Origin of the sequence: Chelatococcus sp. HY11, assembly GCF_018398335.1 — a bacterium.
Taxonomy (GTDB): domain Bacteria; phylum Pseudomonadota; class Alphaproteobacteria; order Rhizobiales; family Beijerinckiaceae; genus Chelatococcus.
In genome coordinates, this window is sequence record NZ_JAHBRX010000001.1 from 4,123,927 (window position 1) to 4,145,520 (window position 21,594).

General features: G+C 63.6%; 19 protein-coding genes. 5 read left to right on the forward strand and 14 right to left on the reverse strand.

All coding sequences use genetic code 11. The features are described from left to right. Positions 1–33 precede the first annotated feature (33 nt). On the reverse strand, positions 34–603 hold the full coding sequence (locus KIO74_RS18745; protein ID WP_213333275.1) for an NUDIX hydrolase: 570 nt from the start codon (positions 601–603) through the stop codon (positions 34–36). A gap of 213 nt (positions 604–816) precedes the next feature. On the opposite strand from KIO74_RS18745, the gene KIO74_RS18750 reads away from it, so the two are divergent. The 3 genes from KIO74_RS18750 to olsB all read left to right on the forward strand — a co-directional run bounded on the left by KIO74_RS18750 (position 817) and on the right by olsB (position 5,856). Further along, positions 817–2,355 carry a YifB family Mg chelatase-like AAA ATPase gene (locus tag KIO74_RS18750; RefSeq protein ID WP_213333276.1) on the forward strand — a complete coding sequence of 513 codons (1,539 nt, stop codon included), beginning with the start codon at positions 817–819 and terminating at the stop codon, positions 2,353–2,355. 106 nt (positions 2,356–2,461) lie between these two features. Next, a complete protein-coding gene (locus tag KIO74_RS18755) occupies positions 2,462–4,558 on the forward strand; it encodes a response regulator (protein WP_213333277.1) in 2,097 nt (698 codons plus the stop codon). A 359-nt stretch (positions 4,559–4,917) separates the two neighbouring features. After that, positions 4,918–5,856: a l-ornithine N(alpha)-acyltransferase gene (olsB, locus tag KIO74_RS18760; RefSeq protein WP_502762120.1), complete on the forward strand. Its 939-nt coding sequence runs from the start codon at positions 4,918–4,920 to the stop codon at positions 5,854–5,856. Positions 5,857–5,875: 19 nt separating this feature from the next. Here the strand turns inward: olsB and KIO74_RS18765 are convergent, their stop codons facing one another. The 3 genes from KIO74_RS18765 to KIO74_RS18775 are packed head-to-tail and all read right to left on the reverse strand — an operon-like array spanning position 5,876 to position 8,720. Continuing rightward, the gene (locus tag KIO74_RS18765) at positions 5,876–6,784 is read right to left on the reverse strand and encodes a Rossmann-fold NAD(P)-binding domain-containing protein (protein WP_213333279.1); all 909 of its coding nucleotides are present in this window, start codon (positions 6,782–6,784) and stop codon (positions 5,876–5,878) included. Then, complete coding sequence (queG, locus tag KIO74_RS18770; RefSeq protein WP_213333280.1) at positions 6,781–8,130, reverse strand: tRNA epoxyqueuosine(34) reductase QueG; 1,350 nt, start codon at positions 8,128–8,130, stop codon at positions 6,781–6,783. Before queG ends, KIO74_RS18765 begins: the two co-directional genes overlap by 4 nt. Then, positions 8,028–8,720, reverse strand: coding sequence for a glutathione S-transferase family protein (locus KIO74_RS18775; protein WP_213333281.1), 693 nt, complete (start codon positions 8,718–8,720; stop codon positions 8,028–8,030). Before KIO74_RS18775 ends, queG begins: the two co-directional genes overlap by 103 nt. Before the next feature lie 465 nt (positions 8,721–9,185). Between KIO74_RS18775 and KIO74_RS18780 the strand changes: the two genes are divergently transcribed. Together KIO74_RS18780 and KIO74_RS18785 are read left to right on the forward strand one after the other, a co-directional pair. Further along, a complete protein-coding gene (locus tag KIO74_RS18780) occupies positions 9,186–9,989 on the forward strand; it encodes an undecaprenyl-diphosphate phosphatase (RefSeq protein ID WP_213333282.1) in 804 nt (267 codons plus the stop codon). Between the two features lie 162 nt (positions 9,990–10,151). Next, complete coding sequence (locus KIO74_RS18785; protein WP_213333283.1) at positions 10,152–11,120, forward strand: hypothetical protein; 969 nt, start codon at positions 10,152–10,154, stop codon at positions 11,118–11,120. Between the two features lie 128 nt (positions 11,121–11,248). Here KIO74_RS18785 and grpE read toward each other — a convergent pair whose 3' ends face one another. The 10 genes from grpE to dnaJ form a co-directional block, all read right to left on the reverse strand. Beyond that, a complete protein-coding gene (gene grpE / locus KIO74_RS18790) occupies positions 11,249–11,878 on the reverse strand; it encodes a nucleotide exchange factor GrpE (RefSeq protein ID WP_213333284.1) in 630 nt (209 codons plus the stop codon). 119 nt (positions 11,879–11,997) lie between these two features. Beyond that, positions 11,998–14,814, reverse strand: coding sequence for a [protein-PII] uridylyltransferase (locus KIO74_RS18795; protein WP_213333285.1), 2,817 nt, complete (start codon positions 14,812–14,814; stop codon positions 11,998–12,000). 2 nt (positions 14,815–14,816) lie between these two features. Continuing rightward, positions 14,817–15,461: an alpha-ketoglutarate-dependent dioxygenase AlkB family protein gene (locus KIO74_RS18800; RefSeq protein ID WP_213333286.1), complete on the reverse strand. Its 645-nt coding sequence runs from the start codon at positions 15,459–15,461 to the stop codon at positions 14,817–14,819. A gap of 26 nt (positions 15,462–15,487) precedes the next feature. Beyond that, complete coding sequence (locus KIO74_RS18805) at positions 15,488–16,108, reverse strand: 2,3-bisphosphoglycerate-dependent phosphoglycerate mutase (RefSeq protein WP_213333287.1); 621 nt, start codon at positions 16,106–16,108, stop codon at positions 15,488–15,490. Positions 16,109–16,234: 126 nt separating this feature from the next. Next, entirely contained in the window at positions 16,235–17,041 is an 807-nt protein-coding gene (gene dapB / locus KIO74_RS18810; protein ID WP_213335859.1) for a 4-hydroxy-tetrahydrodipicolinate reductase, read from the reverse strand. Positions 17,042–17,109: 68 nt separating this feature from the next. Then, positions 17,110–17,397, reverse strand: a complete 288-nt coding sequence (locus tag KIO74_RS18815) for a DUF1330 domain-containing protein (RefSeq protein ID WP_213333288.1) — start codon at positions 17,395–17,397, stop codon at positions 17,110–17,112. Positions 17,398–17,407: 10 nt separating this feature from the next. Further along, positions 17,408–18,136, reverse strand: coding sequence for an orotidine-5'-phosphate decarboxylase (gene pyrF / locus KIO74_RS18820; RefSeq protein ID WP_283772132.1), 729 nt, complete (start codon positions 18,134–18,136; stop codon positions 17,408–17,410). 303 nt (positions 18,137–18,439) lie between these two features. Further along, positions 18,440–19,222, reverse strand: a complete 783-nt coding sequence (locus tag KIO74_RS18825) for a hypothetical protein (RefSeq protein ID WP_213333289.1) — start codon at positions 19,220–19,222, stop codon at positions 18,440–18,442. Positions 19,223–19,713: 491 nt separating this feature from the next. After that, on the reverse strand, positions 19,714–20,328 hold the full coding sequence (locus KIO74_RS18830; RefSeq protein ID WP_291980015.1) for a class I SAM-dependent methyltransferase: 615 nt from the start codon (positions 20,326–20,328) through the stop codon (positions 19,714–19,716). Positions 20,329–20,427: 99 nt separating this feature from the next. Next, positions 20,428–21,570, reverse strand: coding sequence for a molecular chaperone DnaJ (dnaJ, locus tag KIO74_RS18835; RefSeq protein WP_213333291.1), 1,143 nt, complete (start codon positions 21,568–21,570; stop codon positions 20,428–20,430). Positions 21,571–21,594 lie beyond the last annotated feature (24 nt).

The following is a 21,594-nucleotide window of genomic DNA, read 5'->3' on the forward strand; positions in this document are numbered from 1 at the left end:
CCGACGTCCTGGCATCACGCGGTTACGTGGGGCTCAGGCGGGAGCCAGGGCGCGAAGTCGGCGCGCCGCCCTCGGCGCGATGCCGTCAAGCTCGGCGATGGGCTTCCAAAGCGCCGCATGCACTTCATCCTCCTGGGCGATCAAGGGCAGGGAGGGATCGGCGAGAAAGAGATATTGCAGGTCGTGGTGGACGTGGTCGGGTTCCGCGCGCGCCGGCTTTCCGGGCACGTCATGACTATCTATGGTGAAGGGGATGTCCGCTCCCCGATGCCATGGATGCAGGGCAAGGCCGTGCACGGCGGTTTCCTCGATGGCTTCACGTGCTGCCGAGAGGCTGAAGGAGGCGGCAGGTTCGTAGTGCCCTCCAGGCTGCAGCCAGCGGCCTATCGTCTTGTGGTCGATCAACAGGATGCTGGCATGATCAGGCGACACGACGATTGCGCTCGTCGTCACATGGCCGGGCATGGTTGTGCGCTCATCAAGGGCATGTCGCTCCGCAATCTGCCAGCGCAGCAGCGCCAGATGCTCACGGGGCTCCGCAATCTCCGCCCGATAACGGGTGACGAGGGTTGCGAGGCGGTCAAGGAAGGGCAACTCTTGCATGGGGGCGGAAATCTGTCGGCATGAAGTTGCGCGGATGCGGCTGGTTGTAGGGGGCTGTCGATTGTTTCCCAAGTACAAAAGATCACATCCGGCGCGTGTCTAGTCCGATCCGCTCAGCGAGCGGTTGTCACGAAACTTGATGCGGCCTGCAGTCCTGCTTAGGATCGCCTGAAGGACGTCGGGGGCGTCCATGCGGCCACGGGGGAGCGTGGAATGGTGACGCGGGTCGCGACTGTCGCGCTCGAGGGGATCGAGTCGCGCGCGGTCGATGTGCAGGTGCAGATCGCGCCGGGGACCGTGGGTTTCACGATTGTCGGATTACCCGACAAGGCTGTCGCCGAATCCCGCGAGCGGGTGCGCTCCGCCCTGATCGCATCGGGTCTGGCGCTGCCGGCCAAGCGCATCACCGTCAATCTGGCCCCAGCCGATCTTCCCAAGGAAGGCTCGCACTACGACCTGCCGATCGCGCTCGGGATCATGGCGGCGATCGGCGCGATCCCGGATGATGTGCTGCCGGGCTTCACCGTGCTCGGGGAGCTCGCCCTCGACGGCAGCATCACAGCGGTTTCCGGCGTGTTGCCCGCCGCCATCGGTGCCTATGGCCGCGGACAGGGACTGATCTGTCCGGCGGCCTGCGGCCCGGAAGCCGCCTGGGCCAGCCGCGACGGCGACATCGTCGCGCCGCTCTCGCTCATCCAGCTCGCCAACCATTTCAAGGGCACGCAGGTCTTGTCGCGCCCGCAGCCCGCTGTCGCGAAGCCCCCAGGGACGCTGCCGGATCTGCGCGACATCAAGGGGCAGGAAACCGCGAAACGCGCGCTCGAGATCGCGGCTGCCGGTGGCCACAACATGCTGATGAGCGGCCCGCCGGGAGCCGGCAAGTCGATGCTGGCGCAGCGCCTCCCATCGATCCTGCCGCCGCTTGGTCCCCGTGAATTGCTCGATGTCTCCATGATCCACTCCGTCGCGGGCCTTTTGGCCGGGGGCAGCTTGACGGATCGGCGCCCTTTTCGGGCGCCCCACCATTCGGCCTCCATGGCCGCGCTTGTTGGAGGCGGGCTGCATGCGCGGCCCGGCGAGGTCTCGCTGGCGCATCAGGGCGTGCTTTTTCTGGACGAATTGCCGGAGTTCCAGCCGCAGGTGCTCGACAGCCTGCGCCAGCCGCTGGAAACGGGAGAGGTTCTGATCGCGCGCGCCAATCATCGTGTCGTCTATCCCGCCCGTTTCCAGCTGATCGCGGCCATGAACCCCTGTCGCTGTGGCCGGGCGACCGAGCCGGGCTATGCGTGCAGGCGCCAGCCCAACGAGCGTTGCATGGCGCAGTATCAGGCGCGACTGTCCGGGCCATTCCTCGATCGCATAGATCTCGTCATCGAAATGCCGGCAGTAACGGCGGCCGACCTTATCCAGCCGCCTGCCGCGGAGGACTCAGCCGCGGTGGCCAGCCGCGTCGCCGCGGCCCGCCGGATCCAGGAGGAGCGTTACCAGGCGCTCAAGCTCGACGGGATTTTGACGAATGCCGCCTGTCCCGCCGCCGTTCTCGATGACATCGCGCGGCCCGATGCGGCCGGCCTGGCGCTGCTGCGGCAGGCGGCCGACACCATGAAACTGACGGCACGCGGCTATCACCGGGTTTTGAAACTGGCTTTAACGCTTGCTGATCTCGACGGCGCCGCTCATTTGAGGCATGTTCATCTTGCGGAGGCACTATCGTACCGCTCAGCCCTCGATCGCGTTCCGGCCGCAGCATGACACATTTGATTGATAAGCTTAATTGCGCATTCAGCAATTATGACAATGCATTATCAATGCCCCGCAGCAATACTCCGCCGAATTCCCCTCGGAATACGGCAGCGGTATGAGCAACGACGCGTTTAACACGATCTGGCAAAGCCCATGGCTGGTCGGGGGCATACTGGTCGCCGCAGCCACGTTGATAGGGCTGGCCTATCATGCGCGCCAGGTCATGGCACGACGCCTTGCGGCCGTCGAGGCGGAGCTTTTGGAGCTCGTCAGCCGCAACCAGGCGCTGCTTGCCTCCGAGACACGTTACCGCAGCCTGGCCGAGGTCAGGAGCGAGTTCATCCTTCGCTATGACGGTAACCGCCGAATCACCTATGCCAATGAGGCTTTCGCGAAGCTCATGGGCCGCGAGCGGGAAGACCTGAAGGGTGCGCCTCTCAATACCGTCGTGAAAGACATAGCCCCGTCCGTCAATGGCGCGATGAGCGGCGAGCGGATCGACGAGGAGCTCGATACGGCGCAGGGAATGCGATGGATCGCTTGGGAGGAGACAGTCATCGAGACGTCTCGCGGCCCCGAATGGCAGCGCATCGGCAGGGATATCACCGACCGTGTGACATCCGAGCGGGCGCTCGAGGACGGACGGCGCAAGGCCGAAACCGCGAACGTGGCCAAATCCCGCTTCCTGGCCACGGTCAGCCATGAGGTCAGAACACCCTTAAATGGCATCCTCGGCATGGCGGACCTCTTGGGGGAGACCCAACTCGACCCTGAGCAGGCGACCTACGTCCGCGCTATCCGCACATCAGGCGATGTGCTGCTGTCACTCATCGACGAGATCCTCGATTTCTCGAAAATCGAGGCCGGGAAGCTCGAGCTGACCCGGGCGCCCTTCAACCTCAGGGCGCTGGTCGAGAGCGTTGTTGAGCTGCTTGCGCCGCGTGCCCAGGGGAAGAATGTCGAAATCGCTACCTATATCGCGGAGACTGTGCCGGCGCGCATCATGGGAGATGCCGATCGTCTGCGCCAGGTGCTCATGAATCTCGCTGGCAATGCGGTGAAATTCACGGACAAGGGCGGTGTGGGCATTCGCGCGGAGCTGTTCGGGGAGGGGCGTCTTCGCCTTAGCATTCTTGATACCGGCACTGGCATCCCGGCGTCGCGGCTTCAAGACATCTTCGGCGAATTTGAACAGGTCGACGAGCCGACAGGCCGGCGCCAGGGCGGCACAGGCTTGGGTCTCGCCATCAGCCGCCGGATCGCAGAGGGCATGGATGGCACCATTACCGTCGAAAGCGTGCTCGGCAAGGGCTCGACCTTCTCTCTCGACATCCCTCTGGAGGTGGCGCCGAACAGTGACCCCGCCGACGTGATCGAGCGGCCCGATCTGACAGGGCAACGCATCTTGATCGCGGCGGACTCCCCCTTCGAGGCCCCATTCCTTGCCACCCAACTCCGGGCCGCGGGTGGAGCACTGACGGTCGTCGCGACCGAAGAACAGGCGATAGCCGCGATGGCGCAGGGAGTCGACATCGCGATCATTGACTGCGCGCTTGGAGACGAGCGGGCTCGCCGGCTAGCTGCTGAGGCGCGCAAGGCAGGCGCGTGGCGGACCATCATTCTGCTCTCGCCCTTCGAGAGGCGTGATTTCGGGCTGCCGTCGGCGGCAGGGTTCGACGTTTTCCTGATCAAGCCCGTACGCACCCGTTCGCTCTTCCAGCAGATCGACGGATGGGTCGGGGGCGAGCTCGTTCAACACCAAAGCGCGCTGGCGGCGGAACGGATGCTGGCGGGGCTCCAGACGACAGGCCAGGCCGCGCGCGTTCTCCTTGCCGAAGACAACGAGATCAACGCGCTGCTGACCCTGAAGGCGCTGGAGCATTTTGGCGCAAAGGTAGACTGGGCGCGCGATGGTCGCCGGGCGCTCGGCTTTGCGAAGGGCATGCTGGCGGGTCGCATGCCGGCTTATGATCTCGCCCTGCTCGACGTCCGCATGCCGGAACTGGATGGACTTGAGGTGGTCAGGCAGATCCGCGCCTTGGAGGGCGAGGGACAGAAGCGCTTACCCATCGTGATGCTCACGGCGAATGCCTTTGCCGAGGACCGCCAGGCGGCGCTCAGCGCCGGCGCGGATGGCTTCCTCGCCAAACCGTTGGACCGCGCCAAGCTTAAGGCCTGGTTGCCGGTGCAGCAGCAGCGCGAAGTCATGTGAGTTAGCTGGAGTTGATGTCCGATTGGCCAGCGCTTTCCAGCCAGGCCGCATGTAGCCAGCCAAGGGAATGATGCGCCGGCTTTTCCGCCGCGTGAGTGCCATGCGGCAAGCTGCCCTCGCCATTCACATGAAAGATTCGGCAACCGGTATCGCGGCAGCCGCAAGCCAGCTGTTTAAAGGCTTTAATCCGTGCGGCCCCCGCGGCCGACACGTCATTGTCACAACACTGTAGAAAGCATAGCATGCGTCGGTTTGGTGGGACTTCAGTCGCCCGCGAATCGTCGGCGGTGTCGGATGCAACCGAGGATTATTGGATGGTCCAGGGTCCCCTTCAGTCGAAGAAGGCATGGGTGGACAAAGTGCCAGCAGGTGCTTTGGGTGCCATAGCCGGCAAATTTTTGCCGTCAACCTGGACACCGTCCAACTGGGCGCCGGGCAATTGGAGTGTAGGGCGCTTGGCATCCGCGTCACTATCTGACCACGGAGAACCCGTTCTGGGTCGCATGGGCTCACTGGAGGTGAGACTGGCGACGACCAAGAAGGAGTTGAAACAGGCACAGCGCCTGCGTTATCGCGTCTTCTATGACGAGATGTCGGCCATTCCCAATGCCGCCTCGATGATCGCCCGGCGCGACGTGGACGACTACGACGCCATCTGTGACCATCTGCTCGTGCTCGACCATGATGCGCCACGCCGGCCTTTCCGCGCGGCGACGCCCCAGGTTGTGGGAACATATCGCCTCCTGCGCCAGGAGGTCGCGGATCGCAATTTCGGTTTCTACACGTCGGGCGAATTCGAGATCACGAAGCTCACGGACAGCAACCCGCATCTGCGCTTCCTGGAACTCGGCCGGTCCTGCGTGCTGAAGCCTTACCGCAACAAGCGCACAGTCGAATTGCTGTGGTATGGGATCTGGAACTACATCCGCAATCACCGCGTCGATGTCATGTTCGGATGTGCGAGCCTTGAGGGCACGGATCCGGACCGGCTCGCGATGCCGCTGAGCTTCCTGCACCACCACGCATTGTCGCCGGAGCCTTGGCGCGTGCGTGCCCTGCCGGAGCGGTTCGTCACCATGGACAGGATGCCGGCCGCGAGCCTGGACACCAAGGCGGCGCTGCACAGTCTGCCGCCGTTGGTGAAGGGATATCTGCGGCTCGGCGCGACATTCGGCGAGGGGGCGGTCATCGACCGACAGTTCGGAACAACGGATGTCTTGGTCATGTTGCCGGTTCCGACCATCAATCCTCGCTACATCGAGCATTTCGGCGCGACGGCCAATCGGCAATCGGCCTGAGGTTGGCGTTAGCTTTTCCCTATGAAGGCGTCGCACGTCCCTCGCCGGCCGCGAGCAAGGCATCGAGACCCGTGCGATAGTCGGGGTAGGCGAGGCTAATGCCAAGCTCGGTCTTGAGCCTGGTATTGGCGATCCGCTTGTTCTCCGTCCAGAAGCTCAGGCCCATAGGTGAGAGGCCCGCCTCCTCAAGCGTTGTTTCGGGGGGCGGTGCAATCCCGAGAAGGCCCGCGGCATAGGTGATCACGTCCGCCTGAGGCGCGGGCTCGTCGTCACTGACGTTATAGATGCCGACGTGGTGCGCGGCCGTTTTTCCGGCCGCGCGGCCGGTGAGGGCCGCGAGCGTCGCGGCGATGTCATCCACATGGATACGGTTGAAGACCTGGCCTTGCCTGGCGATGCGGCGCGCGCGGCCGGCCGCCAGATCGACCAGCGCGTTGCGGCCGGGGCCATAGATGCCGGGCAGGCGCAGAATGTCGAGCGCGTGACCCGCCGACGTGGCCAAGGCCGTCCACGACTTCTCGGCCTCTATGCGCAGGAGCGAACGGGCGTTGCGGGTCGCGAGCGCTGATGTTTCATCCACCCAGGCGCCTCCGTGGTCGCCATAGACGCCGACCGTCGAGAGATAGCCGATCCAGCGGATATTGCGGGCCGCCGCGATCTGCGGCCCGAAGGCGCGCAGCGCGGGGCAACCTTCCGGCCCGGGCGGGACACTGACGAGTACGCCGTCAGCCTTGGCGAGCCAGTCGGAAATCGCCGGGTCGGCCATTTCGGTGCCCGTGAAGCTGAACATTTCGATAGAGAGCGGCTGCTCGGACCCCACAACGCCGCTCTTGCTACGGTAGGTGCCCGCGAGCGCGGCGAACTGCGAGCCATGCAGCCTGATGAAAGCCCGCGCGGAAAAACCAAGCCCAAATATGAAAAGTCTCATGGTTCTTCCCCGGACAATCCGCTGGGTTTGCTGCAGGATGCGGAACTTTCCACCGCCCGGTACGCGTCCGCGAGGCTAAGACCCGCTAGCCATTCGGCCCTGACGCTCTCGTCCGCCTCGCCAGTCGCGCAGTGGGGAACGAGCGCGGCGAAGGCCTCGGCGGACAGGAGGCGGGACAGCGCCCATACCGCGGCGCCACGCACCAGCGGATTCTCCTCCGCGAGCTTGTCCCGGGCGAGTGTCGCCATATCGGGATTGCCGGAGTTGCCTATGGCGATCAGCACGTTGCGCATGAAGCGATCACGACCCGTGCGCTTCACTGGTGATCCGGCAAAGCGCAGGCGGAAGGCGGCATCGTCCAGCGCCGCCAGATCGGCCAGGGCGGGGGCCTCGTAGTCCGCGCCGGCGACGATCTTGGCCTCGCGTCCAGCCTCCGCGAACTTGTTCCAGGGGCAGACAGCAAGACAGTCGTCGCAGCCGAAGACGCGGTTGCCCATCAGAGGGCGGAGGTCGCGGTCTATCGGTCCTTTGTGTTCGATGGTGAGATAGGAAATGCAGCGCCGCGCATCCAGCTGGTAGGGTGCCGGGAATGCTTCCGTCGGACAAATCGTGAGGCAGCGTCGGCAGCTGCCGCAAAGCGGCGAGCCGGGCTCGTCGGCAGGCAGATCGGCGGTGGTGAAGATAGCACCGAGGAAGAGCCAGCTGCCGAACGCGCGTGACACGAGCACGCTGTGTTTTCCCTGCCATCCGAGCCCGGCCGCCTCCGCGAGTGGCTTTTCCATCACCGGCGCGGTGTCGACGAAGACCTTGACATCGGCGCCGCCGGAAGACGCGAGGAAGCCCGCCACCTGCTTCAGCTTGCCCTTGATGACGTCGTGATAGTCGCGATTGCGAGCGTAGACCGAGATTGTCGCGTGGCTTTCCAAAGCCAGCGAGGCGAGCGGGTCACTCGAGGGCCCATAGTTCATGCCAAGCATGACGACCGAACGCACTTCAGACCACAGTGCGCGCGGATCCGCCCGCCGATCGGGCGTCTCACCCATCCAGGTCATGCTGCCAGCGTAGCCCGCTTCAAGCCAGGCCGCGAGGCGTTCAGGCGCGTCCGGGATGGCGTCGGGACGCGTGATGCGCACGTCGTCGAAGCCCATCTGGCGGGCGCGGTCGATCAGGGCGCGTTTCAGGCTTGCCGCCGAACGAGAGGTGGAGTTTCCCCGGCCGCCGGTGGCGACTTGAGGGGGAGCCTCTAAAAGTCGAGATCCTCGTAATGGGCCGCCGGTGCCATGCCCGGTACCCGATCCGTCAGCAGAGCGCGGAACGATGGCCTCGATTTGACGCGCGCGTACCATGCCTTGGCGGTTTCATCCTCTTCCCACGGCACATCGCCGAGATAGTCGACACAGGACAGGTGAGCTGCGGCCGCCAGATCCGCATAGGTCAGATCCGGCCCGGCAAGCCAGTTCCTTTTGCCGATCAGGAAGCCAATATATTGCAGGTGGTAGCGCACATTGCTACGGCCGGCGCGAATCGCACCCATATCGGGCGGGCCACCACCCAGTTCTGCCTTCATGAAACGCTTGTAGATCTTCTCGGTGACGAGATACGCCGAGACTTCCTCGTAGAATTTGACCAGGAACCAGTCCATCAGGCGGCGAACTTCGACGCGGTCAGCCGGATGATCCGGCAGGAGGCGCCGGCCCTCGAGCCCAAGGCCACGTGTTTCGTCGAGATATTCGGCGATCACGGCGGCGCCCGGGACCGCAAGGCCCTGTTCCTCGACAAAGATGGGCAGGTTCCCTGCTGGATTGATCATCAGCAGGCCATGGCTGTGCTCCCAGGGCTTTTCCTCAACCGTGGCAGGCGCGATGCCCATCTCGCCCAACACAAGACGGATGAAGCGCGACTGAGGGCAGAAAGGATAGTGGTGGAAGGTCGCCATGGAGTGTGTCACGCAATCAGCAGATGGGGCAGCGATAACGATGTGTGGGGTCGACAGCGTGATAGCGCATGAGGCGAGAAACCGTTGCGCAAATTGGCTTGGAGGGCATTCGCATTCACAACATGTCCCGTATAAAACCCCGAAAAATGGCAAACAACTCGTTTTGCCTGATGTACCGGGCTTTCCGGCGTTGTCATTAAGGCTTCGCTAACGACAGCAGGCCCACAACGCATGCGAGCGTGGACCAAGGTCCTGTCGTGATTCCGAACCGCTTCCGTCATTCACATGCCATGAAGCCGCCCCATGAAGCGAAATTATGGCATCAGCACGAGAGTGTTAGCCGCGACAGTGCGGTGAAATGACGTCTTGCGGGGATTCGATCGAGCAGGTCCTTGAGACTTTGGAGCGCCCGGTTCGCCTGCTTCGGGGGCGGGCGGCGCGCAGTCTCGGATCGTGGGATCAGCGATGAATACATTCGATGTCGTGTCGGCGGCCATCCTTGGCCTTGTCGAGGGTCTGACAGAATTTCTGCCCGTCTCCTCGACCGGGCATCTTCTGCTTCTCGGCCACTTTCTCGGCTTCGAATCGAAGGGGCGAACCTTCGAGGTCCTGGTCCAGCTTGGCGCCATTCTCGCGATCGTGTCCGTCTACTTCCACCGCCTCGTCACGATCGCGAAGAAACTGCCGTACGATCCCGCCGTGCAGCGTTTTGTCCTCGGCGTGCTTGTCGCCTTTCTGCCGGCGATGGTCATCGGCGCCTTCGCGCATAGTTTCATCAAGGAGGTGCTGTTCAACCCCTGGATCGTGTGCGTCAGCCTTATCGTGGGCGGTTTCATCCTGATGGTTGTGGATCAGCGGGGGCTTGGTGGCCGCTATCGCGATATCTCGGAGTTTCCGCTCAGCATGACGCTGAAGATCGGTTTCTTTCAGTGCCTCGCCATGATCCCCGGTGTCTCGCGCTCCGGCGCCACGATCGTCGGCGCGATGCTGCTGGGCTCCAACAAGCGCGCGGCCACGGAGTTCTCCTTCTTCCTGGCGATGCCGACCATGGCCGGCGCCTTCGCCTATGATCTCTACAAAAACTACAAGCTGCTCGATGCCCATGACATCGGGCTCGTCGCAATCGGCTTCGTCATGGCCTTCATCTCGGGCCTGTTCGTGGTCAGGACCTTGCTCGACTATGTCAGCCGTCACGGCTTTGCGCTGTTTGCATGGTGGCGTATCGTAGTCGGCGCGGCCGGGCTTGCCGGACTTATCGTCTTCGGCTGAAAACATAGGCTCAAGCCGAGGATTGCGCCTGGGCGCGATCCGCCCCAAAGTTGGCGCAGGACGACCGCCGTCAATCGCGTTGTCGCCATATTGAGCGTGCATCACACCATCCGCCTCGTGTGAAGACGAGGGCGGGGAAGGACGAAGAAGGGGGTACCCTGAATGATGCGACAATCGGTTGTCACCGTGCTTCTTGCCTTTGTCCTTGCGGCCTTCGCGTCGACCGTGCGCGCGGCGGATCCCGTCTTCCCAACAGGACTGAATATCGGCCTTGTTCCGCCCGGCGAAATGCGGGAGGCGAAGAATTTCCTCGGATTCGAGGATGAGGCATCAGGGTCGGCCATCCTGATGACAGAGCTTCCGACGGATGCGTATTCCCGTGTCGTCGAAGGACTGAAGGTCGGCGAAATGGAGAAGCAGGGCCTCTCCGGGATCAAGCGTGAGGATTGGACGCTCGGAGGCGCCAAGGCTGTCTTCGTCAGCGCGCGGCAGCAGGCCGGGGCCCATGTCATCAACAAATGGGTCGTGGTGGCATCGTCGCCGCTCGGCACGGCGGTGGTCACGGTTCAGGTGCCTGAGTCGACTTCCAGCACCTACAATGATGAGATCGTCCGCGCAGCGCTGAAGAGCCTCGTTTTCCGCAAGCCGCCGCCGATGGAAGAGCAAATTGCCGCGCTTCCCTTCTCGCTTGGAAAACAGGCGGGCTTCAGGGTGTCCCGCGTCCTGGCCGGTACAGGTTTGCTTATGACCGAGGGTCCCAAGGACAGCATCAAGGGCGCAGAGCAGCCTATTGTCATTGTTGCATCAGGGGATGGCGCGATTCCCGGCACGCTCGATCAGGACCGTTTCGCGCGTCAGGCCTTCGGGGGCTTGGCGAGCATTGTCGCTCCCGAGATCAAGACCGCGCGCAATCTGACGCTGCAGAATGTGCCATGGCACGAGATTACCGCGGTCGCCCAGGATTCGGAGACCAAGGACAAGGTCTTCGTCATGCAGGCGATCCGCTTCGACACGACGCGTTATATCCGGCTGATCGCCATGTCGCGCGAGCGTGACCAGAAGAAGATGCTCGCGCGCTTCGAAACGATCCGCGACAGCATCGCGCCGAAGCCCGAGAACTCCAAGGATTGATCCTCGACCGGGTTTCTGTGAACGCGGATAGCCCCATGAGAAAGGCCGTCGCGGCTTAGCCGGACGGCCCTTTTTTCTATACGACCGGTAAAGCCATCAAGGCCGTTGGTGCGATATGCGCGCCGGCCTCAGTGACTGGTCGCGGGGCCGGCATCGGTCGAATTGCCGGCTGCAAGCTTGGGGCCGCCTTTCGATACGCCGACCATGGCAGGTCGCAGCACGCGTTCACCGATCACGAAGCCCGACTGGATCACCTGCACCACCGTGCCGTGAGGCTTGCTGGCATCCTCGACCTCGAACATTGCCTGATGCATATTCGGATCGAACTTCTGGTCGACGGGATCGATCTTGCGCACGCCGTGGCGCTCAAGGGTCTTGATCAGGTCACGCTCGGTCAATTCGATGCCTTCAAGGAACGGCTTGACCGGGTTGTCCGCCTGCTCCCGAATTTCCGCGGGGATCGTCTCGATAGCGCGGCGGATGTTGTCGACTGGCGTCAGCATGTCCCGCGCGAAGCTGGTGACACCATAGGCCCTGGCATCAGCGATTTCACGTTCGGTGCGCCGCCGGAGATTTTCCATCTCGGCGAGCGTCCGCAGGAGCTTGTCCTTCAGGTCGCGCTTCTCCGCCTCGAGTTCAGCGATCGCTGCCGCTTCGGCGGTGATCTCGTCTTGGACATTGCCCGCGAGCGTCTCATCTGTCTCGATGGCGTTGTTCTCGGCGTCAGCCTGCTCGGGGCGGGGCGGCGTCTGGGTCATGGCTCTCGTAACTGTTGATTGTTTGTCATCCGTGATATCAGGTCAGACAGTCCAAAAATCAAGCATTTGTCTGGCTCGCATCGCCTTTCTGTCGGTTGTGGACCGAACGGCCGTGTCCACTAGCCGGTTTTGCTATCAGCCACATCCGCTTGCTCTTCCAGGAAGATGCGCTCGATGGCGCGCCGGATGGTTGTCTGTCGATTGGAGTTGTCGATCTTCGCGCCAGTGAGGTCGGTGACATAGAAGACGTCCACCACCTTTTCACCGTAGGTGGCGATATGGGCGGATGCGATGTTCAGATTGAGCTGGCTGAGCACCGTCGTGAGGTCATAGAGCAGCCCCGGCCGGTCCAACCCTGAGATTTCGAGCACGGTGTGCCGGTCCGACAGGCTGTTGTCGACGATGACCTCGGTCGGAACGTGGAACGTGCGGCTGCGATCCTTCTTCGGGCGGCGCGACGCGACAAGATCGGCGATGCGCACTTCGCCGGTCAGGGCTCGCTTGATGGCCTGTGCGATCCGCTCGCCACGCCGCAGTTCGTCATCGTCGCGATCGAAGGCCCGCGAGATGACCAGGGTGTCGAGGGCAAGGCCGTCCGTCGTCGTGAAGATCTGCGCATCGACGATATTGCCGCCGGCGGCGGCGCAGGCCCCGGTGAGGATGGCGAGGAGCCGGGGATGGTCGGGCGCCGCGGCGACAAGCTCGGTGACGCCACGGAACCCGTCGGTTTCCACCGCCGTCACTGTGGTCTCGCCGGTTTCCTCCGCGCGCCGGATCAGTTTGGCGTGCTGGATCTTGCGGGCAAGATCCACCTTGAGCCAATAGGGCGCATAATGTCGCGCGGCATAGGCGGCGAAGTCCGCGCCGGACCAGTCCGGCAGTGCCTCCCGCAGTTCGGCCTGCGCGGCGCTGACACGCTCGTTGCGGCTCGCCGAGACGTGACCGCCGGTCAGCGCGATCTGCGTCTCGTAGTAGAGACTTCGCAGCAGTTCGCCCTTCCATCCGTTCCAGACGCCCGGGCCAACGGCCTTGATGTCGCAGACCGTAAGGATGAGGAGCAGCTTGAGCCGCTCCATCGTCTGGACGGTGCCGGCGAAACTGCGGATCGTCGATGGATCGTTGATGTCGCGGCTCTGGGCGACCATCGACATCAGCAGATGATTGTCGACGAGCCAGGCTGCCGTCTCCGTCTCGGCCGGGGTCAAGCCGAAGCGTGGTCCAAGCTTGCGGGCGACGCGCGCGCCGCCGGCGGAGTGATCGCTCTGGCGGCCCTTGGCGACGTCGTGGAGAAAAACCGCGACGTAAAGCGCCTGCCTGTTCTGGATGGTGCCGATGACTTCACCCGACAGCGGATGCTCCGCGTCAGCGCGCCCGGCATCGATATCGGCGAGCACGCCGACGGCTCGCAGGAGATGCTCGTCCACCGTATAGTGGTGGTACATGTTGAACTGCATCAGAGCGACGATGCGTCCGAATTCCGGGATAAAGCGCCCGAGTACACCGGATTCGTTCATGCGCCGCAGGACGATTTCCGGTGTGTTGTGGGAGGTCAGGACATCCAGGAACAGCCGATTGGCTTCCGGGTCGTTGCGCACCGAACGGTCGATCAACGTCAGCGAGCGTGTCGCCAGGCGGCTTGCGTCGGGGTGAATGGCATAGCTATGGCGGTCTGCGAGCCAATAGAGCCGGATGAGGTTGATCGGATCACGTTTGAAAACCTCGTTGTCTGCAATCGTGATTCGGTTGTTGTCGAGGATGAAGTCCCGCGATTCGAGCGCGCGGTAGTTGCGGCGGCTGCGCAACCGGCTGACGAAGCGGTCGAGTACCGGGCGGGGCTTGGCGTGGCGGGCCTCGAGCGCCGCGCAGACAATCGCCGTGAGGTCGCCGACGTCCTTGGCCGTGAGGAAATAGCGCTTCATGAAGCGCTCGACGGCCGAGAGGCCGCCATGGGCGATATAACCGTTGCGGAGCGCAATAGGCGGTTGCAGGTCGAACGAAAGGCGCTCCTCGGCACGCCCCGTCACGAAATGCATGTGGCAGCGTACCCGCCAGAGAAACGACTCGCAGCGCTGGAAGAGCGCGAACTCATCCTGGGTGAACAGTCCGGCGGCGACGAGTTCCTTCGCGTCGCGCACGCGATAGGCATATTTGGCGATCCAGAACAGGGTGTTGAGATCGCGAAGGCCACCCTTGCCATCCTTGACGTTCGGCTCGACCACGTAGCGCGAGGTGCCGGCGCGGCGCAGCCGGGCGTCGCGCTCGGCGAGCTTGGCCTCGACGAAGGCGGGCGCCGTGCTGCTGACGATTTCTTTATCGAAACGGGTGACCAGCTCGTCGAACAGCGCCCTGTCTCCGACGAGATAGCGCGCTTCCAGGATCGCCGTCCGGATAGTCAGGTCGTTGGTCGCCTCCTGAATGGATTCGTCAACGGTGCGCGTGGCGTGTCCGACCTTCAGCTTGAGGTCCCACAGTACATAGAGCACGGCCTCGACGACCCGCTCGCCCCAGCCCGCCTGTGCCGCGGGGGGCGTCTGACTGGGGCGGGATCGCAGCGCGCCCTTGGGCTTGGCCGGAGCGCTCATCATGAAGAGGACGTCGACATCGGAGCCGGGGGCGAGCGTCCCGCGGCCATATCCCCCCACGGCAACAATCGCGAGGGTCGAGGCGCCAGCTCCTTCCGGCTGCGGATGCAGGAGTTGCGTCACCACCCCGAAGGCGATGGCGATGATCCTGTCCATTGTCGCTGACAGGCGGTGGGCACAAGCCAAGCCATCCCGCTCGGCGAGCAGGCGCTCTTCCGCATGGATGAGGCCGCGTTCGTGAATGTCCTTGAGATAGGTGACGAGGCCATTGCGCAGGGCGACGGCATCATTGCCGAAGCTCGATTGCAGGACAGCGATCGCGGCCTGGACGGGATCAGCCGGGGCGCGCGCCATGGCTAATTCTCCGTCGTCGCGCGGGTAACGCGACGCAGGGTGAGGTTGATCCGGCCGCCGGCCAGAGGCGGTTCATGGAGCAGTGTGGAAGACCCGGCCAGCACCCGATCGATACCGTGGAAGGCGAGCCTCGCCGGGCCGCCGAAGACCAGCGCGTCGCCTGATGCCAGCTTCAACGAGGTGGTGGGATCGCGCCGGCTGGTGCCGCCGATGCGAAAGACGGCGGTGTCCCCAAGGGACAGGGATACCACTGGCGTCACAAGATCGTCCTCATCCCGATCCTGATGCAGCCCCATGCGCGCACTCGTGTCATAGAAATTGATCAGGCAGGCTTCGGGCATCGGTGAGGCCGGGGCAAGTTCCTGCCAAGCCTGCAGGAGGCGTTTCGGCATGGCTGGCCAGGGCTGGCCGGTCTCGGGATGGGCGGGCTGATAGCGATAGCCACGTTCATCCGAGACCCAGCCAAGCTCTCCGCAGTTGCTCATACGAACGGAAAATGGCTTGCCGGTGCGCGGCATGCGCGGGGTGAAGAAAGGCGCTTCCCGCAGGACCGCGCGCAAGGCGATGACAAGATCACCCTGTTCCGGCGCGCTGAGATAGCCGGGGTGGTAGGTCACCCCGTCGCGGATGGCAAGCGCCCCTGTCATCCCCAAACCGGTCCCCACCAAGCCTGTCACCCCTCCAGTACCCTTTTGCTTTCGACCGTCGAGTCGGCCTTGAGGCGATAGACGAGGGGCACGCCCGTCGCGAGTTCCATGCTCGGGATGGTTTCGGGGGTCAGGCGATCGAGCACCATGACGAGCGCCCGCAGGCTGTTGCCGTGGGCCGCCACAAGCACACGCTCGCCGCGCAGCACACGCGGCAGGATTTCCGTGATGTAGTAGGGCAGCACGCGGGCGGCCGTGTCCTTCAGGCTCTCGCCGCCGGGCGGCGCGATATCGTAGGACCGGCGCCAGATATGGACCTGCTCCTCGCCCCAGCGGGCGCGGGCGTCATCCTTGTTGAGGCCGGAGAGGTCACCATAGTCGCGTTCATTGAGCGCCTGGTCGCGGATCGTCGGCAGATCGGGCTGGCCGATTTCCTTCAGGATCAGGCTGTTGGTGTGCTGCGCGCGTGTCAGCACGGAGGTGTAGGCGACATCAAACTTGAGGCCTAGGGCTTTCAGGCGCTGGCCGGCGCTCGTCGCCTCGTGCACCCCCTGCTCGGTGAGATCGGGGTCTTTCCAGCCGGTGAACAGGTTCTTGAGATTCCAGTCGCTCTGGCCGTGCCGAACGAGGACGAGCAGTCGCTCCATGCAATGTCTCCTTCAACTGATACGCTAAAGCAATTCCAGCGGACCTGTGCAGCGGTTCTGCGTCCGGAATTGCGTGAAAACAAGGCGCAGAGCACGTCGGGCGCGGCTGATCGCGCCGGACAAGCCCTAGATTGCGGCGATGGCGAGAACGTCTGCCATGGAATAAAGGCCTGGCTTCTTGCCATGGCCCCAGAGCGCTGCGCGAACCGCGCCATGCGCGAAGAGGCTGCGATCCTCAGCCTTGTGCGACAGCTCGATGCGTTCGCCGGCACCCGCGAAAATCACGCTGTGCTCGCCGATCACCGAACCGCCACGCAAGGAAGCGAAGCCAATGTCGCCCTCGCGCCTGGCGCCGGTGATGCCGTCGCGGCCACGGTCGGCGTGATCCTTCAGCGTGATACCGCGCCCCTTGGCGGCCGCCTCGCCCAGCATCAGCGCGGTGCCCGATGGCGCGTCGACTTTCATCCGATGGTGCATTTCCACCACCTCGACGTCGAACTCGGCGCCGAGCGTCCGGGCGACGCGCTCGACCAGGGCCGCCAGAAGGTTGACGCCGAGGCTCATATTGCCGGACCGGATGATGACCGCATGGCGGGCCGCGGCCTCGAGCTTGGCGATATCAGCCTCCTCGAGCCCCGTGGTTCCCACCACATGGACGATCCGAGCCTGTGCCGCGAGCCCGGCGAAGGCGACGGTTGCCGCCGGCGTCGTGAAATCCAGCACGCCGTCCGCCCCGGCAAAGGCCGCGAGCGCGTCATCGGTGACCGGCACGCCGAGCGTGCCGACACCGGCGAGAAGGCCGGCATCCTGCCCAAGCGCCTCGCTGCCGCTGCGCTCGATAGCTCCGGAAAGGCGCATGCCGGCGGTCTCGCTGACGGTCTTGATCAGCATCCGTCCCATACGGCCGGCTGCCCCCACGACGACGAGGCGCATTTCGCTCATCCCCGGTTCTCCTTGTGCTGATAACCTGAGCCGGCCCGCTGAAAAGATCCCGTGGGGGGTTACACGCCCTCGACAGCGATCATGTCGGCGACACCGGCGTTCTCACGGGCCGCCTTGGCCTTCGCATATTCGGGCGATTTGTAGTAGGCGACGGCCTGATCATAGGACTCGAACTCGATCACCACGTTGCGCGGCCGGCCCTCGCCCTCCAGCACCTCCGTGCGGCCGCCGCGCATCAACGGCTTGCCGCCATAGAGCTTGATGGCTTCCGACGCGAGCGCCACGTAGTTGGCGTAGGCCTCCGGATTGGTGACGGTGACGCGTGCAATCACATAACCCTTGGGCATTGTCCTGTCCTCAACTGGCAGATTGAATTTCGGCGACGATGGCGCGGGCGGCGGCGGCCGGGTCGGCTGCTGCCGTCACAGGGCGTCCGACGACGAGATAGTCGGCACCGGCGCGGATCGCATCCCCCGGCGTCATGACGCGCTTCTGGTCCTGGGAAGCTGTTCCCGCCGGGCGAATGCCGGGCGTCACAAGTTGCAGGCGCGGGCCGACAAGCCCCCGTATGCGGGCTGCCTCCTCCGCGGAAATGATCAGGCCATCGGCGCCGGCCGCTTCGGCTTGGCGTGCCCGTCGCTCCACTGTCGCCGCCACGCCGTCCGCGTAGCCGGCTTCCAGGAGGTCGGCGTCACCGTAGGAGGTCATCACCGTCACACCGAGGATCTTGAGCCCGCTGGTGCCTGCGTGTCCAGCGCGGCCGCGCACGGCCGCGGCCAGGGTCTGCGGGTAGGCGTGGACAGTCAGGAAGGTGGCGCCGAGATCGGCGACCTGGCGTGTGGCGCGTTCGACCGTGGTCGGGATGTCGTGGAGCTTGAGATCGAGGAACAGCTGCCGGCCGGAGCGGGCGAGGGCTGTCGCAAATTGAAGGCCGCCGGCAAAGGCCAGCTCGAGCCCGACCTTGTAGAAGGTAACGGCGTCACCGAGTTGATCGACCATACGCTCGGCTTCCGCGACGCTCGGCAGATCAAGGGCGACGATGAGACGATCCCTCGGAGAGGGCGATGATTGAGGCGCGATGGTCAAGGCTGGCGCTTCCCTGTTCGCGTGGATGCGCCAGCTGTTTACACGCCGGTCGTTCGTCTGTCGAAGTAAAATAAATTGACCTTGAGGTGTGTTTGGCCAGCCTCGTCAGTCAATGCTCATGCGAGGAGAGAGCCCGCACGGCGAGATCCGTCGGATCTCCGGAGGCTACCAAGGTGCTTCCCGGCGAGAGCCGTTTGTAACGCGAATCATAAGCACCGGACCATTGGAGGGGAGGGGCGATGGAATCGGGCGAGGCAGTCGGAGGCATTCTGGACAAACACCGGTCGCTTCGCCGCGCTGACGCTATTTGAACAGGCCGGCGTTCTTCCATTCCTTGTCCACGCTTGCCACCCAGGACTTGAGATCGGCGAGGCCGGCTGTTGCGCTCCAGATGTCCGTGCTGAACGTTTCCGAGATCTCGCGGTCGGACATTTCCAGCACGCGATCAATGGGCGTGTTCGTCTGTTCCAGTTGCGCCCAGAGCTCGGAGGTGCAGCGCGGCAGGGAGACGAAGCGAACAGAGGCATCCGGCGCGGCCTCCTTGATGACATTCTTGACATCGATTCGCCCGAAGGACCCGCCCACTTCGTTCAGCACGACAGTGACATGCTCGTAGGGGATGAATTTGTTATCGGCTATCGTGCCCACCAGCTCCGCCACGTCTTCGATGGCGTGTTTTTCGGCCTTGCAGACAAGAAGAATTTCGCTGGGAGGGGCGTTCGACATCTGCAGCACGCGGAACGCGCTGCGGTGATGGGCCCACTGCTTCAGAAGCGATACAACATTGGCGCCAACGTCGATAACAGCACTTCCGCGCATGAGAATGGTGCCGAACTTGTCCCAATAGCGCAACGCGGCGTTGGGATCGTTCTCCAGCTTCGCGGCTATCAGGCGCGCGCCCGTTCCCAGCTCATCGACCTGGTCGGGGTAGAACTTCCCGATTTTCGACCGCCCGGTGTCATCGACGAAATCAGCCGAGACCAGATTATACTTCGAGTTCTTACGCAGAATGTTTCGGAAGAGGAGTTGGGCAACAGTCGTCTTCCCCTGCCCACCCGCATGAGCTACACAAATATAAGTTTTCATATTTTCGCTCGGCAATAAATTGGATGAAGCAATTATTAGTTGTATGTTAACCTCTCCGTGCAGCCTGTCTAGCCTAAAATGATTCAGCAGTCGTAAAAGGTGAGGTCTTTCACAATTAACAACGGTGAAGTTTGTGTATTCTGTTCTGGAGCTGTATATTTTACAATGAAACTTATGATCCTTGAATAAGTCATTTTTTGTCGAGACTAATTTCTGAAAAGTTTTTATTATCTCTGAGCGCGCCACGGGTGCGTGACGGTCCCGGCCTCTCTCCGATGGAAGGCCCATCGACCCTCAGCAATCGGGCATGTGCCATGGGGACGACGGGGCTGGCCTCGAGCACGTGCTCTGCCGCGCTCCTGCTCACTTTAAAGCAGAGGAGCTCATTCGCCTGTGGCGGAATCACCGGATTCCATCCAGGTCGGATGGCCTCCGAGCGCGCGGGGAGGGATATTTACGGCGCGCTGGGAAGCGCGACGGCGTCGCGCGCCTTAGGGCTTTGCTTCGATGTCCCGGCGGTAGACCCATACGCGCGCTGGCGGCAGGTTCCACCAGATGCGCGCCGAGCCGCGCGCGGAGTAACCAGCACCGCGCCGGGGGATCGGAGGCACGGTCGCGTAGGTGAACTGGATGAAGGGGGCGCCGCGGTGCATCAGCGCGAAGGTCTGGTCGAGAAGAGCGCGCCGCATCGATAGCGGCTTGGTAAAGAGCGGCAAGCCGGACACGACGGCGGCCGCGGGCTCGCTCGCTACGGATTGCAGGGTCTGGCCCAGGTTGTAGGCATCGCCCTGCACAACGGTCGCCTTGGGAAAGCGCAGGCGCAGAAGTTTGCAGAAATCGGGGTTGAACTCGACCAGGACAAGGCGTTCCTCGGGAAGGCCGTGCTTCAGGATCGCCTCGGTGACCGGACCGGTCCCGGGTCCAAGCTCGATCACCGGGCCTGGCACATCGCAGTCGACATAGGAGGCCATGGTCCGCGCCAGATGGCGCCCCGAAGGGCTGACCGCGCCGGTGCGCAGAGGGTTTTCGACCCAGGATTTCAGGAAGCGTGCTTCATCTTCGATGCGGACCGGGCGACTGCCGTTGCGGAGACTGTGCTGAAACACGTGGTTACCATCCTCGCTGGCTGCGCCAATACCGTTGGAGCACTTGAACATTCTAAGAGAACCTCGTGGCGACGGTCTAGAGAATGCCTCTTCCGATCCTCACGTGGATCCGCCCAATCCCTCGAAGAAATCCTTCACGCGAGAGAAGAACCCCGCGCTTTCAGGATGGGTATCCCGTGAAGACTCCTGGTCGAACTCCGCCAGGAGCTCCCGTTGACGTTTAGTGAGCTTCTGTGGCGTTTCGACGACCACCTGAATGTAGAGATCGCCGGCGTCCCGTGAGCGCAGGATGGGCATGCCCTTGCCGCGCAGCCGGAACTGCTTGCCCGTCTGTGTGCCCTCCGGCACCTCGACCTTGTGCTGCTTGCCGTCGACGGTCGGCACCTCGAACGCGCCGCCGAGAGCGGCCGTTACCATCGAGATCGGTACCCGGCAAAAAAGGTCCGCGCCGTCGCGCTGGAACAGCGGATGCGGCTTGACGGACAGGAAGATGTAAAGATCGCCGGCGGGTCCACCCCTCAGGCCGGCCTCGCCCTCGCCGGTGAGGCGAATACGCGTGCCGTCTTCGACCCCGGCCGGAATATTGACCGACAGGCTGCGCTCCCGGGTGATACGGCCGGCGCCACTGCAATCCGGGCAGGGATCGTCGATCACCTCGCCGCGGCCCTGGCAGGCCGGGCAGGTGCGCTCGATGGAGAAGAACCCCTGAGCAGCGCGGACACGGCCGGCGCCCCCGCAGGTGGAGCACTGTCGCGGCTTGGAGCCGGGCTTGGCGCCGCTACCGCTGCAGGTGGTGCACGCGGCCGCAGTCGGTATCCGGAGTGTCTCGGTCTTGCCGGCGAAGGCATCTTCGAGCGTGATCTCGAGGTTGTAGCGCAGGTCCGCGCCGCGTTCGCGGCCACTGGCCGAGCGCGCGCCACGCGCGCCACCGCGCGCATCTCCGAAAAACGTGTCGAAGATGTCGGTCATGAAATCGGAAAAGTCGTTGCCGAAGCCCGGTCCCCCGGCACCCGCCTGCTCGAAGGCCGCATGGCCGAAGCGGTCGTAGGCGGCGCGCTTCTGCGGGTCCTTCAGGACATCGTAGGCTTCGTTGATTTCCTTGAATTTGGCCTCGGCCGTATGGTCGCCCGGGTTACGGTCCGGATGGAATTGCATGGCGAGCTTGCGAAAAGCCGCCTTGATCTGCCCATCGGAAGAGCTGCGCTCGACAGCCAGCACCTCGTAGTAGTCGAGCTTAGCCACGCCAGGCTCTCCCACTTACAGCCA